The 12,401-nt window shown below is 66.8% G+C and carries 10 protein-coding genes and 1 pseudogene; 4 read left to right on the top strand and 7 right to left on the bottom strand.

Annotated features, from left to right (window positions below; translation table 11 throughout):
- Position 1 precedes the first annotated feature (1 nt).
- A complete protein-coding gene (gene holA / locus HNP98_RS12145) occupies positions 2-1,063 on the bottom strand; it encodes a DNA polymerase III subunit delta (RefSeq protein ID WP_246275103.1) in 1,062 nt (353 codons plus the stop codon).
- A 170-nt stretch (positions 1,064-1,233) separates the two neighbouring features.
- Between holA and tyrS the strand changes: the two genes are divergently transcribed.
- A complete protein-coding gene (gene tyrS / locus HNP98_RS12140; RefSeq protein WP_173810339.1) occupies positions 1,234-2,544 on the top strand; it encodes a tyrosine--tRNA ligase in 1,311 nt (436 codons plus the stop codon).
- Positions 2,545-2,790: 246 nt separating this feature from the next.
- Here tyrS and HNP98_RS22345 read toward each other — a convergent pair.
- Positions 2,791-2,961: pseudogene (locus HNP98_RS22345) on the bottom strand (histone H1); the annotation flags it as partial.
- Positions 2,962-3,215: 254 nt separating this feature from the next.
- Positions 3,216-4,454 (bottom strand): aminotransferase class I/II-fold pyridoxal phosphate-dependent enzyme, encoded by a 1,239-nt coding sequence (locus HNP98_RS12130; protein WP_173810337.1) that lies wholly within the window; start codon positions 4,452-4,454, stop codon positions 3,216-3,218.
- A gap of 217 nt (positions 4,455-4,671) precedes the next feature.
- Here HNP98_RS12130 and accC point away from each other — a divergent pair, with 217 nt between their 5' ends.
- Positions 4,672-6,183, top strand: coding sequence for an acetyl-CoA carboxylase biotin carboxylase subunit (accC, locus tag HNP98_RS12125; protein ID WP_173810336.1), 1,512 nt, complete (start codon positions 4,672-4,674; stop codon positions 6,181-6,183).
- Between the two features lie 125 nt (positions 6,184-6,308).
- Positions 6,309-7,304, top strand: a complete 996-nt coding sequence (locus HNP98_RS12120; protein WP_173810335.1) for an amidohydrolase family protein — start codon at positions 6,309-6,311, stop codon at positions 7,302-7,304.
- A 192-nt stretch (positions 7,305-7,496) separates the two neighbouring features.
- On the opposite strand, the gene HNP98_RS12115 is transcribed toward HNP98_RS12120, so the two are convergent.
- Genes HNP98_RS12115 through HNP98_RS12100 form a run of 4 tightly spaced genes read right to left on the bottom strand, consistent with a single transcriptional unit; the run spans position 7,497 to position 10,631 of the window.
- Positions 7,497-8,462: an MlaD family protein gene (locus HNP98_RS12115; RefSeq protein ID WP_173810334.1), complete on the bottom strand. Its 966-nt coding sequence runs from the start codon at positions 8,460-8,462 to the stop codon at positions 7,497-7,499.
- Positions 8,463-8,506: 44 nt separating this feature from the next.
- The gene (locus HNP98_RS12110; protein WP_173810333.1) at positions 8,507-9,292 is read right to left on the bottom strand and encodes an ABC transporter ATP-binding protein; all 786 of its coding nucleotides are present in this window, start codon (positions 9,290-9,292) and stop codon (positions 8,507-8,509) included.
- A 10-nt stretch (positions 9,293-9,302) separates the two neighbouring features.
- Positions 9,303-10,025, bottom strand: coding sequence for an MlaE family ABC transporter permease (locus tag HNP98_RS12105; protein WP_246275102.1), 723 nt, complete (start codon positions 10,023-10,025; stop codon positions 9,303-9,305).
- 60 nt (positions 10,026-10,085) lie between these two features.
- A complete protein-coding gene (locus HNP98_RS12100; RefSeq protein WP_173810331.1) occupies positions 10,086-10,631 on the bottom strand; it encodes a hypothetical protein in 546 nt (181 codons plus the stop codon).
- 230 nt (positions 10,632-10,861) lie between these two features.
- Here HNP98_RS12100 and HNP98_RS12095 point away from each other — a divergent pair, with 230 nt between their 5' ends.
- A complete protein-coding gene (locus HNP98_RS12095) occupies positions 10,862-12,301 on the top strand; it encodes a BON domain-containing protein (protein WP_173810330.1) in 1,440 nt (479 codons plus the stop codon).
- The last annotated feature ends 100 nt before the right edge of the window (positions 12,302-12,401 follow it).

Raw genomic sequence — 12,401 nt, 5'->3', positions numbered from 1 at the left:
CCTACCCCACCACCCCGGCCGGCACGGCATGTAGAATCAGCCAGACCAGCTCGCGCAGAATTTCGCCCTCGTCCATGCTGCCGCTTTCGATGCCCTTGCTCTGGGCGTCGGCCCGGCGGATGAGGTGGATGAGGTCCACGACCCGCGCCGCGGGGTAGGCCTTCAGGGCGTGCTGGTACTCCTTTTGGGCGAAGCCGTTTAGGATGCCCAGGCTTTTGTACACGCCATCCGCTGGGTGGGGGCCCGCCTGGTGCAGCACCAGCAGCTTGCTGAAAAAGCCGAAGAGCAGCGTCAGGTTCGGGATGAGCGGGTTGGCTTTGGGGTTGGCGGCGAAGTAGCCCAGGATGCGGTTGGCCTTCAGCACGTCGCGCTGCACCAAGGCCTTTTGCAGCTCAAAGATGTTGTACTCCTTGCTGATGCCCACCAGCCGCTGCACCAGCGCCTCGTCGATGGCCTGGCCGGGCTGGAGGTTGAGCACCAGCTTGTCGATTTCGTTGGCCAGCCGGCTCAGGTCGGCCCCGATGTACTCGGCCAGCAGCGCCGTGGCCTGCCCGGTAATCTGCTGGCCCAGGCCCCGCACGTGGGCCGTGAGCCAGGCCGGCACCTGGCTGTCGTAGAGCTTCTTGCTGGTCATCAGCACCGTCCCCGGGGCGTCTTTGCCGGCCAGCAGCTTGCCGAGCTTCTTGCGGCTGTCGAGGGTTTTGTGCTTGTAGCAGAGCACCAGCACGGTACTGGCCAGCGGGTTTTTGAGGTAAGCCTCCAAAAACGGCCAGCTCCGCTCCTGCTCCAGGTCGGCGATGGTCTGGGCCTCTTTCACGATGACCACCGTGCGCTCGGCCATCATGGGGAAGCGCTTGGCCTGGCCCAGCACGGCGGCCACGTCCACGTCCTTGCCGTAAATCACGGCCTGGTTAAAGCTGCGGTCGGCTTCGGGCAGGGCCATTTTCTCGATCAAATCGGCCACCACGTCGATGTAGTACGGCTCCTCGCCCTGCAAAAAGTACACGGGCTGGAACTGCCGCTGCCGCAGCTGCTTGAAAAGGGCGTCGGCGTCGGTGGTCAATGGGTGAAGGAGTGAATGGGTGAAGGAGTGAATGGCCGCCGGCCACATTTATTGCCACTCCAAGGCAAAGGTAAAGCGGCCTAGTACCTTTGGCGCGGCGTTCCCAGCGCGTATTTTTCCGAGTGGGGCCCCGGCTCATTCACTCCTTCACTCATTCTCCCATTCACCCATTGGACCTCATTGACGAACTGACCTGGCGCGGCATGTTTCACGACGCCATGCCCGGCACCGCCGAGCACCTGGCCCGGCACGCGCCCGTGACGGGCTACATCGGCTTCGACCCCACGGCCGCGTCGCTGCACATCGGCAACCTGGCCACCATCATGCTGCTGGTGCACCTGCAGCGCGCCGGCCACCGCCCCCTGGCCCTGGTGGGCGGGGCCACCGGCATGATCGGCGACCCCAGCGGCAAAAGCGCCGAGCGCAACCTGCTCGACGAAGCCACGCTGCGCACCAACCAGGCCGGCATCCGGGCCCAGCTGGAAAAATTCCTGGTGTTCGACGACTCGCCCACCGGGGCCCGGGTGGTCAACAACTACGACTGGTTCAAGGAATTCGGCTTTTTGCAGTTCCTGCGCGAAGTGGGCAAGCACCTCACCGTGAACTACATGATGGCCAAGGATTCGGTGAAGCGCCGCATCGGCGGCGGCGAGGAGGCCGGCGGCGGGGGCTCCGAGGGCATCAGCTACACCGAGTTCAGCTACCAGCTTTTGCAGGGCTACGACTTCGTGCACCTGCACCGCGCCCTGGGCTGCACCCTGCAAATGGGGGCCAGCGACCAGTGGGGCAACATCACCACCGGCACCGAACTGATTCGGCGCCTCGGCGGCGGCGAGGGCAAGGCCTACGCCCTCACGGGCCAGCTCATCACCAAGGCCGACGGCACCAAGTACGGCAAGTCGGAAACCGGCACCGTGTGGCTCGACCCGGCCCTGACCTCGCCCTACCAGTTCTACCAGTTTTTCCTGCGGGCCGACGACGCCGACGCCCCCCGCCTCATTCGCGTGTTCACGCTGCTCAGCCAAGCCGAAATTGAGGACCTCGAAGCCGCCCACGCCCAAAACCCGGGCCTGAAGACGTTGCAAAAGGCCCTGGCCCGGGACGTGACCACCCGGGTGCATTCGGCGGCCGCCTGCGACGCCGCCCTGGCCGCGTCGCAGGTACTCTTCGGCGGCGGCGACCTCGGGGCCCTCGACGAGGCCACCCTGCTCGACGTGTTTGCCGGGGTGCCGCACCTGCGCGTGCCCCGCGCCGACGCCGGGGCCCTCACCGTGGCCGTGCTGCTAAGCGAGGCCACTGGCCAGCAAATCCTGCCTTCCCGCGGCGAAGTGCGCAAGCTCATCCAGGCCAACGGCCTGGCCCTGAACGGCCAGAAGGCCACCGCGCCCGATGCCCCCGTGGCCGGCCTGCCGCTGCTGCACGGCAGGTACCTGGTGGTGCAGCGCGGCAAGAAAAACTACTACCTCGTGGAGCTGGTCTAGCCGGGCCGTTTCACACCAGCCACAAAAAAGGGCCCCGCTGAACAGCGGGGCCCTTTTCACGTGCACAGAATTCGCGCAAGCCGCACGAACCCGTGGCCCAGATTACTTTTTCTTGGCCGGGGCGGCCTTCTTGGCGGCGGCCGGGGCGGCTTTCTTGGCGGCCGGAGCGGCTTTCTTGGCGGCGGCCGGGGCAGCCTTCTTGGCGGCGGCCGGGGCAGCTTTCTTGGCGGGAGCCGGGGCGTCGGCGGTGTTCTTCATGTTCTGCACTTCGGTGCGGAACGTCTGGGCCATCGTCTTCAGCTCCTGCATGCCCTTGCGGACGCGGGTGCCGGCGGCAGCGTTGTGCTTGTCGTAAAACTTGTCGAAGTCGCCTTCCAGCGAGAGTACCAGGTCCTTCAGTTTGGCAAAATTGTTCATGGAAGTTTGGGGGGGTTGGATGGGAAAAAGAAACAGTTTTAAGCGTTTAGCCGGCCCTAATATACAGGGATTTCAAATGCAAGCAACTTTTATGAAATTTTCTAAACGCCCCGCATTGCACGGAGAGGCAGTTTTTGGGTGAAATAGCATTGCCTGCGCCCTGCCCCGCCACGGCCCTTGCCTTGGTATAGTACAAAAAAAAGCGCGCCGGCCGCCCTGGGGGCAGCCGGCGCGCAACGCCCCGCAGGGGCCGTTTAGGCCGGTTGGGCGCTTTTGCTGTACAGGCCCTTGTCGAGCTTGGCGGCCACGGTTTCGAAAGCCGTGATGGTCGCGTCCACGTCGGCCAGCGAGTGCACGGCCGTGGGGATGAGGCGCAGCATAATCACGCCCTTGGGCACCACCGGGTACACCACGATGGAGCAGAAAATGCCGTGATTCTCGCGTAAATCGAAGGTTAGGGCCGTGGCGTCGGGAATTTCGCCGTTTAAGAACACCGGCGTCACCGGCGACTGGGTGGTGCCGATGTTGAAGCCTTTTTCGCGCAAACCGCTTTGCAGGGCCCGCACGATGGTCCAGAGCTTTTCGCGGTACTCGGGGTGGGTCCGAATCAGCTCCAAACGCTTCAGGGCCCCGATTACGAGGGGCATGGGCAGCGATTTGGCGAAAATCTGGCTGCGCATGTTGTATCGCAAATATTCAATAACGGTTTTGGGCCCCGCCACGAACGCGCCGATGCTGGCCATGCTCTTGGCGAAGGTGTAAAAAATTAGGTCCACGCCCTCGGCGCAGCCCAAATGCTCGGCCGTGCCGGCCCCGGTGGGCCCCAGCGTGCCGAAGCCGTGGGCGTCGTCAACGAAGAGGCGGAAGTCAAATTTGGCCTTCAGGGCCACGATTTCGGGCAGCTTGCCCAGGTTGCCCGACATGCCGAACATGCCCTCGGTAATGACCAGGATGGCCCCGCCGGTTTCGTCGGTCAGGCGCTTGGCGCGCTCGAGCTGCTTTTCGAGGCTGGCCAGGTCGTTGTGGTTGAACACGAACCGCTTGCCCTGGTGCAGGCGCACGCCGTCGATGATGCAGGCGTGCGACTCGGCGTCGTAGACAATGGCGTCGTGGCGGCTCACCAGCGCGTCGATGATGCTCACCACGCCCTGGTAGCCGAAGTTGAGCAGCAGGGCGGCGGGCTTCTGCACGAAGTCGGCCAGCTCGTTTTCGAGCTGCTCGTGCCGGTTGGAGTTGCCGCTCATGATGCGGGCCCCCATCGGGTAGGCCATGCCGTAGGCGGTGGCCCCGTCGATGTCGGCCTGCCGCACCTCGGGGTGGTTGGCCAGGCCGAGGTAGTTGTTCAGGCTCCAGGTGAGCACTTCTTTGCCGCGAAACTGCATCCGGGGCTGAATTTCGCCTTCCAGCTTGGGAAACGTGAAGTAGCCGTGGGCGTAGTGCGAGTGCGAGCCCAGCGGGCCCCGGTTGGCGGCGATGCGGTCAAAAATATCCACTGAAAAACGGGCTGGTGAAATGAGAGGTAACGTAAGAAAAGCCCGGGGCGGGCGCAAAGAATGCGGCTTGCATAATAAAGGGCAATTACAAAGATAACCCCGGGGCGCGGTTGTGCATAATTTGGGCGTAATAACCCGCCCACCCCGGCGAGGTTTGCGGGGGCCGGGCGGTTTCCAACTTTCTTTGCGCCACATTGCCCGTCATCCCACCCGCCGCATGAAAAAAATCACCAAGCTGCTCGTCGCCAATCGGGGCGAAATTGCCCTGCGCGTGCTGCGCTCGGCCAAGGAAATGGGCCTCCGGACGGTCGCCATCTACTCCGAGGCCGACCGCCACGCCCTGCACGTGCGCTACGCCGACGAGGCCGTGTGCGTGGGCCCCCCGCCCTCGAAAGACAGCTACCTGCGGGGCGACAAAATCATTGAAATATGTAAGGATTTAGGCGTCGACGCCATCCACCCCGGCTATGGCTTCCTCTCGGAAAACGCCGGCTTTGCCCGGGCCGTGCGCGCCGCCGGCCTCCTCTTCGTGGGGCCCTCGCCCGAGGCCATGGAGCTGATGGGCAGCAAGCTGGCCGCCAAGGCCGCCGTGGCCGACTTCGATATTCCGCTGGTGCCGGGCACCGAGGAGGCCATCACCGACGTGCCCGCCGCCCAGGCCATTGCCGCGCAGGTGGGCTTCCCGATTCTGATCAAGGCCTCGGCCGGCGGCGGCGGTAAGGGCATGCGCATCGTGAACAGCGCCGACGAATTCGTGGAGCAGATGCAGCTGGCCGTGTCGGAAGCCACGTCGGCGTTCGGCGACGGGTCGGTGTTCATTGAGAAGTACATCGGCTCGCCGCGCCACATCGAAATCCAGGTGCTCGGCGACGAGCACGGCCACATCGTGCACCTGTTCGAGCGCGAGTGCAGCATCCAGCGCCGCCACCAGAAGGTGATTGAGGAGGCGCCGTCGTCGGTGCTCACACCCGCGCTGCGCGCCGAAATGGGCCGCGCGGCCGTGGACGTGGCCCGCGCCTGTAACTACACCGGGGCCGGCACGGTGGAGTTTCTGCTCGACGAAAACCACAAGTTTTACTTCCTGGAGATGAACACGCGCCTGCAGGTGGAGCACCCCGTGACGGAGCAAATCACGGGCCTCGACCTGGTGAAGGAGCAAATCCGCATCGCCGAGGGCCAGCCCCTGCCCTTCCGCCAGGAAGATTTGACCATCCAGGGCCACGCCCTGGAGCTGCGCGTGTACGCCGAAGACCCGCAGAACAACTTCCTGCCCGACATCGGCACCCTCACCACCTACGTGCGCCCCCAGGGCCCCGGCGTGCGCGTGGACGACGGCTTCGAGCAGGGCATGGACATCCCGATTTACTACGACCCGATGATTGCCAAGCTGGTGACCTTCGGGGCCGACCGCGCCGAGGCCATCGCCCGCATGCTGCGGGCCATCGAAGAGTACCAGATTACGGGCATCGAAACCACGCTGGCCTTCGGGGCCTACGTGCTGCGCCACCCCGCCTTCGTGAGCGGGCAGTTCGACACCAACTTCATCCGCGACCATTTTCCCCCCGGGGCCCTCGCCCCGCCCGCCCCCGACGAGGCCACCGCCCAGGTAGCGGCCGCCCTGGTGGCCATGCTGATGGAAACCAAGCAGCCCCAAACCCCGGCCGCCGCCGATGCCGCGGGGGCCCCGGCCGCCTCGGGGTGGCGGCGGAACCGGCTGGGCGTGCGGTGAGGAATTGGTGAGGGCAATGCAAACACAAAAGCACGGCTGCTCCAGCCGTGCTTTTTTTGTTCAACCCACCGCCGGGCCCCTACGTTGTACCGACGAACCCTTGCATCCACCAACTGCTCCTGGCCATGCGCGTCGTTGCCCTCGAAGAACATTTTTCTTTTCCCGACATGGTGGCCCGCCTCAGCCCCGCTGCGCGGGCGCAGGCGGGCTGGCCGCCGGCCGATGCGCCCAACTCGCCGCAGCAGCAGCACGCGGCGCAGCTGGCCGAAATTGGGCCCGAGCGGCTGCGGCTGATGGACGAAGCCGGCGTGACGGTGCAGGTGCTGTCCGTGGCGGGCCCCGGGGCCGAGCTGCTGCCCCCCGCCGAGGCGCCCGCCTTTGCCCGCGAATACAACGACCGCCTGGCGCAGGCCATTGCCGCGCACCCCGACCGCTTTGCCGGCTTCGCCCACCTGCCCCTCACCCACCCCAAAGCCGCGGCCGACGAGCTGGCCCGCGCCGTGGAAACCCTCGGCTTCGTGGGGGCCCTCGTCAACGGCACCACCAACGGCCTGTTCCTCGACGACCCGCGGTTTGCGCCGCTGCTGGCCCGGGCCGAGGCCCTGGGCGTGCCGCTGTACCTGCACCCCGGCATTCCGCCCGCCCCGGTGCGCGACGCCTACTACAGTAATCTGCCCCACGAGCTGGGCTTCAACCTGGGCATCGCCGGCTTCGGCTGGCACGCCGAAACGGCCATCCACGTGCTCCGCCTCGTGCTCGCCGGCGCGCTGGAGCGCTACCCGCGCCTGCAACTCATCATCGGCCACATGGGCGAGATGCTGCCCGTGATGATGGCCCGCTGCGACCAAATCCTGGCCCCTAAAGTCACCCAGCTGCCGCGCACCGTGTCCCAAACCCTGCGCGACCAAGTGCACATCACCACCAGCGGCATCTTCACCCGGCCGCCGCTGGAGGCCGCCCTGGCCACCTTCGGCCTCGACCGCGTCCTGTTTTCCATCGACTACCCGTTCGCGCCCAACGCGCCCGGCAAAGCCTTCCTCAATGGCCTGCAAATGGCCCCGGCGGATTTGGAAAAATTGGCTTACGGGAACGCGGACAGGGTGTTGAAATTGGCGCGGTAATGCAGGGCTCCGGCCGAAACCAGCCGGGGCCCTGGCTGTTGGGGCACGGCTGGCCGGTTAGCAGGTCCAACCCCTGCCCCTGGTTTTGATTGGCCTGTTTGCAAAGGAAGTGCACAACCCCGTCCTGGAACGCCCTGCCCGAGCCGCCGCACCCGTCCACCGCCGGTTTTCATCTCGGGTTCCTTGCCGTGGTTACTGCCCGGCGGCCTGGGCCTTCTTCTTGGCCTGCTTGCGGAAGTAGCCGCGCAGCAGAAAGTTGTGTTTTAGGGCCTCCATGTTTTGGTTGAAGCCGGCCGTGCCCTGCTCCACGTGGCCGAGGGTTTGGCGCAGCTGCCCGCTCATGGCCGTGTCGGTGAGCAGCGTGTGCAGGGGGCCGGCGCCGGTTTGCACCTGCCGCTGGAGGCTGCCCAGGGTGCCGGCCAGGGTGTCGGTGCTGCGGGCCAGCTGGCGGGTGGCGTGGCGCATCTGGCCCGCAAAGTCTTTGTCCGTCAGCAGGTAGCCCGCCGGGCCGCGCCCCTGGCGGATGCCGCGCGTGAGCTGGCTGATATCGGTGGCGGAAGTCTGGAGCGTGGCGGTGGCGCCGGCCAGGTGGCGCAGGCTCTGGCGCACGTTGGCCGCTACGTGCTGGTCGCCGAGCAGCTCCCAAAGCGCCCGGCTGCCGTTGAGCTTGCCCGTAATCTGGTGCAAGTCCTGGGTGATGCCGACCAGGTTTTTGTTCGATACGCTGAGGGTTTGGAGCATCTCGTCGATGGCCAGCGGGGTGGTGGTGCGCAGCACGTCGCCGTCGGCAATGAGCGGGGCGGGCGCGGCCACGGCGGTCAGGTTCACGATGGTGTTGCCCACCAGGCCGTCGGTGCCCACCGAGGCCACGGCGTTTTTGCGCACGTGGGGCTGCACGTCGCGGTTGAGGTGCATCACCACGCGCACCGTGCTGTCATTCAAGATGCTAATCTCCTTCACCGTGCCCACGGTGATGCCCGCCAGGCGCACGTTGTTGCCGGTGAGCAGGCCCGACACGTTGCGAAAATCGGCCCGCACCGTCAGCGAAGCGCCGAACAGGTTTTGCCGCTGCCCGAGCAGCACCAGCGTGGCGGCCAGGCACGCCAGGCCCGCCAGCACGAACAGGACGAGGCGGATGTGACGACTGGCAGTGGGCATGTTTTTGGTTATGGGTTATGAATTATGAGTTTGGCTGACCCAACTCATTCAAAAAAGGCGTGGACGATGGGGTCGGTGCTGGCCAGCAGCTCGGCGTAGGTGCCTTCGGCGTAGCTGCGGCCCTCGGCCAGCAGGATGACGCGGTCGGAGGTGAGGCGCACGCAGTTCATGTCGTGCGAGATGATGAGGGCCGAGGCGTGGTATTTCTGCTGCACGTGGCGGATGAGCTGGTCGATTTCGCGGGCCGTGACGGGGTCAAGGCCGGTGGTGGGCTCGTCGTAGAGAATGATTTCGGGGGGTACGATGAGGGTGCGGGCCAGCGCGATGCGCTTGCGCTGGCCGCCCGACAGCTCGGCGGGCAACTGGTCGATGGTTTGGGGCAGGCCCACGTCGTCAAGGGCCTCGTGCACGAGCTTGTCCTCCTGGCCTTTATGGTCGGCCAGCCAGTGCCGGCGCAGCGGAAACAGCAGGTTTTCGCGCACCGTCATCGAGTCGTAGAGGGCGTTGCTTTGGAAGAGGAAGCCCACCTTGGCCCGCAGCTGGTCGAGGGCGGCGTGGCCGAGGGTGGCCACGGGCTGGCCCAGCACCGCGATGGTGCCGGCATCGGGCGTGAGCAGGCCGATGATGCACTTGATAAGCACCGACTTGCCCGAGCCCGACTTGCCCAGCACCACCACGTTTTCGCCCCGGTGCAGCGTCAGCGAAAAGTCTTTCAGCACGTGGTTGTCGCCGAACGACTTGCTGATGTTGTCCACCGTCAGCACCACTTCGGCCCCCGGGGCGGGGGCAGGAAGCGCGGCGGCCGGAGCGGGCGGGAGGGCGGGCGACATGGGCAGCGGGTTAGATAAAGCCAAACGCGGTGCTGACGCCGACCGCCACCAGGTCGAGCAGGAAAATCATCAGCGAGGCGAGCACCACGGCCGAGTTGGCGGCCGCGCCCACGCCCTCGGTTCCGTTGTCGGCGTTGTAGCCTTTGTAGCAGCCAATCAGGCCGATGGCGAAGCCAAAAAAGAAGGTTTTCCCCACCGCCGGCAGCACTTCGCCGAAGGTGAGGCGGCCCAGAATGTTGTTGGTAAACAGCGCCACCGAGGTCACGCCCTGCAGGTTGATGCCCAGGTAGCAGGCCCCCAGGCCAATGGCATCGGCCAGCAGCGTGAGGATGGGCACCATGAGCGTGGCCGCCAGAATGCGCGTGACCACCAGGTACTTGAACGGGTTGGTGCCCGATACTTCCATGGCGTCGATCTGCTCGCTCACGCGCATCGAGCCCAGCTCGGCCCCGATGCTGGAGCCGACCTTGCCGGCCACCATCAGCCCCGTGATGATGGGGCCCAGCTCCTGGATGATGGTGAGCCCGACCATGACCGGAATCCAGGACGTGGCCCCGAACTGCACCATGGTGGGCCGCAGCCGCAGCGTGAGCACCAGGCCCATGATGAAGCTGGTGATGCCCACCAGCGGCAGCGACTGGTACCCAATGGCGTAGCATTGGTTCGCCAGCTCCAGCCACTCGTAGCGCGGCCGGAACCCCTCGCGGAGGAACCGGCCGGCAAAGCCCGCCATGGCCCGGAATTCAGTAAAAAGGGGGCCGTTGAACATGGGGCAGCGAAAAGGCGGCGGGGGCTAATTGGCGGGCGGGCGCGCCACGTGGTCGGCGCCGGGGGCCGGCAGCGGGGAAACGGTTTTGGCCGCCGGCCGCTTGCGGGGCGCGGCCCGGCCCGCGGCCAGCGGCAGGCGCAGCGCGGGCTTGGCCGGGGCCGCCGGGGCAGTGGCATCCAGGGGGTGCTTGAGGGCCTTTTTGTACGCCTTTTCGACCTGCTTGCGGCGCTGCTTCACCAGCTTGGTGGCCAGCCGGGCCAGCGGTTTGGCCAGGGCTTTGGGCAGCTTGCCGGCGGTGCCGGGGGCGGGGGCCAGGTAGGCTTGCAGCGTGGCCGTAAGCTCGGCGGCCAGCGCGCGGCTGGCGGCTTTGACCGGGGGCTGGGCGGCTTTGCGGGCGGCCTTCTGCTCCTTGCGCAGGTAGTCGGCCACGTGGTGCAGCGCTTTCACCACCGATTTGGGCGAGCGGGCCGGCAAAACCACGCTGGTGCCGGGGTGCGGGTGCGGCACGAGGCCGGCCAGGAAGATTTGGGAAACGTGCAGGTCGTGGAGGAAAGCGGGGGCAGGCTTCATGAGCGGGCGGGAAGTACTAATGAGCAACTAGCTTGTAAACAGCGCCTTGGCAGCCCGTCGAAAAGGCGGCAAGGCGTGCCGTAAAGGTGGCCGCGCCGGGCCGCGGGCGAACATGACATAAATCAGGGCCCCGGCTGACACTTATCAGCGCCCCCAAAAGCACTGGCGCGGAGCTTTGCGGCCGTCCTCCCCGCGGGCGGCCAATGCCCCCGCTTTTCTCCTCCCCTGCCATGTACCTGCCCCTAGCCCTGCCCACCGAAGAAGCGTGCCTGGCCGATGCCGACATTCTCACGGCGGTGGCGCGGCTGTTTGACCAGCCGCTGGGCGTGGCCGCGGCCCGCATCACCACCGCCTGCCGCGAAGGCATCGTGGAACTGACCGGCTTCACCGACAGCCTGCTGGCGCGGGAGCGGGCCGCCGACCTGGCCAAGGCCGTGCGCGGCGTGCGCGGCGTGGTGAACGAGCTAGCGGTGCGCACCCCCGACGTGCCCGACGGCGAGCTGCTGCGCCGCGTGCGGCAGGCCCTGGCCCAGGACCCGGCCGTGGGCGGCTACGCCGTGGACTGCCGGGCCAGCAACGGGGCCCTGACCGTGGAGGGCACCGTGCAGTCGTGGGCCGAGGCGCAGCTGGTGCGCCAGGTGCTGCTGGGGGTGCCCGGCCTGCGCCAGCTGCACAGCCACCTGGTGGTGCGCGGCGGCCGGCTCACCAACTCCGATGCGGAAATTACGGCCCAAATCCAGGCGTTTCTGGCCTGGGACATCCGGGTGCAAAGCGCGTGGGTGGACGTGCGGACCACCGACGGGGTGGTGTACTTTACGGGCACCGTGGGCTCGGCGGCCGCGCACGACCAGGCCGTGGCCACGGCCTACGTGGCCGGGGCCAGCCGCGTAGAGGCCAGCGCCTTGCGGGTGGCCTACTGGGCCCAGGACCCCGCCCTGCGCCGCCAGCGGCTCGCCCCCAAAGCCGATGCCGACGTGGCCCAGGCCATCCGCGATGCCCTGCGCGCCGACCCGCGCCTCGACCCCCTGCCCCCCACCGTGCAGGTGCGCGCCGGAGTGGTGACGCTGCTGGGCACGCTCAGCAACCTGCGCGCCCGGCAGGCCGCCGAGGAGGATGCCCGCAACGTGCTGGGCGCCTGGGAGGTCCACAACTTGCTGAAGGTGCGCAGCCCCCACCCCGCGCCCGACGCCGCCATCCAGGCCCAGGTGCTGGCCGCCCTGCAACACGACTTGTACGTGTGTCGGCAGCCCATTAGCGTGCGGGTTGGCAACGGGCGGGTGCAGCTATCGGGCGGGGCCGCCACCCACTTCGACCGGGAGCGGGCGGCCGACGTAGCCGCCGGCATCAGCGGCGTAGTAGAGGTGCTGAACCACGTGCACTTGGCGGGGGCCCCCAGTGCCCAGGCAGCCCCCGGCACGGGCGAGGCGATGCCCGGCACGCTCGCGCGCCCCGCCCGCGAGAAGGCCGATAATCAGCTAAAAAAGCGCCTGCACCAACACTATCAATGGTCGGCGCTGCTCCACGACCAGCCGATTGCCCTGCACGTACAAGCCGGCCGCGTCACGCTCAGCGGCACCGTAGACTCGTGGCTACTCCGCCATCTGGCCGCCAGCGAGGCCTACGCCTGCGGGGCCTGCGACGTGAACAACCATTTGCTGATAACTACTTAATGGGTTGTTAGCCATTTGAAAACGGGCTTACTGTTCCGGCTTGGTGCTTCGTGGGGCCCCTGGCCAGGACGCAGCCGCCGCGCAAAAGCCCTTTTATTAC

Origin of the sequence: Hymenobacter caeli, from assembly GCF_013294115.1 — a bacterium.
GTDB lineage: Bacteria > Bacteroidota > Bacteroidia > Cytophagales > Hymenobacteraceae > Hymenobacter > Hymenobacter caeli.
This window is presented reverse-complemented; position numbering and strand designations above follow the sequence as displayed.

Excerpts from the sequence above, each read along its gene's own strand:
- accC (WP_173810336.1), top strand. The coding sequence starts at position 4,672 with ATGAAAAAAATCACCAAGCTGCTCGTCGCCAATCGGGGCGAAATTGCC.
- HNP98_RS12120 (WP_173810335.1), top strand. The coding sequence starts at position 6,309 with ATGCGCGTCGTTGCCCTCGAAGAACATTTTTCTTTTCCCGACATGGTG.
- HNP98_RS12115 (WP_173810334.1), bottom strand. The coding sequence starts at position 8,462 with ATGCCCACTGCCAGTCGTCACATCCGCCTCGTCCTGTTCGTGCTGGCG.
- HNP98_RS12110 (WP_173810333.1), bottom strand. The coding sequence starts at position 9,292 with ATGTCGCCCGCCCTCCCGCCCGCTCCGGCCGCCGCGCTTCCTGCCCCC.
- HNP98_RS12105 (WP_246275102.1), bottom strand. The coding sequence starts at position 10,025 with ATGGCGGGCTTTGCCGGCCGGTTCCTCCGCGAGGGGTTCCGGCCGCGC.
- HNP98_RS12100 (WP_173810331.1), bottom strand. The coding sequence starts at position 10,631 with ATGAAGCCTGCCCCCGCTTTCCTCCACGACCTGCACGTTTCCCAAATC.
- HNP98_RS12095 (WP_173810330.1), top strand. The coding sequence starts at position 10,862 with ATGTACCTGCCCCTAGCCCTGCCCACCGAAGAAGCGTGCCTGGCCGAT.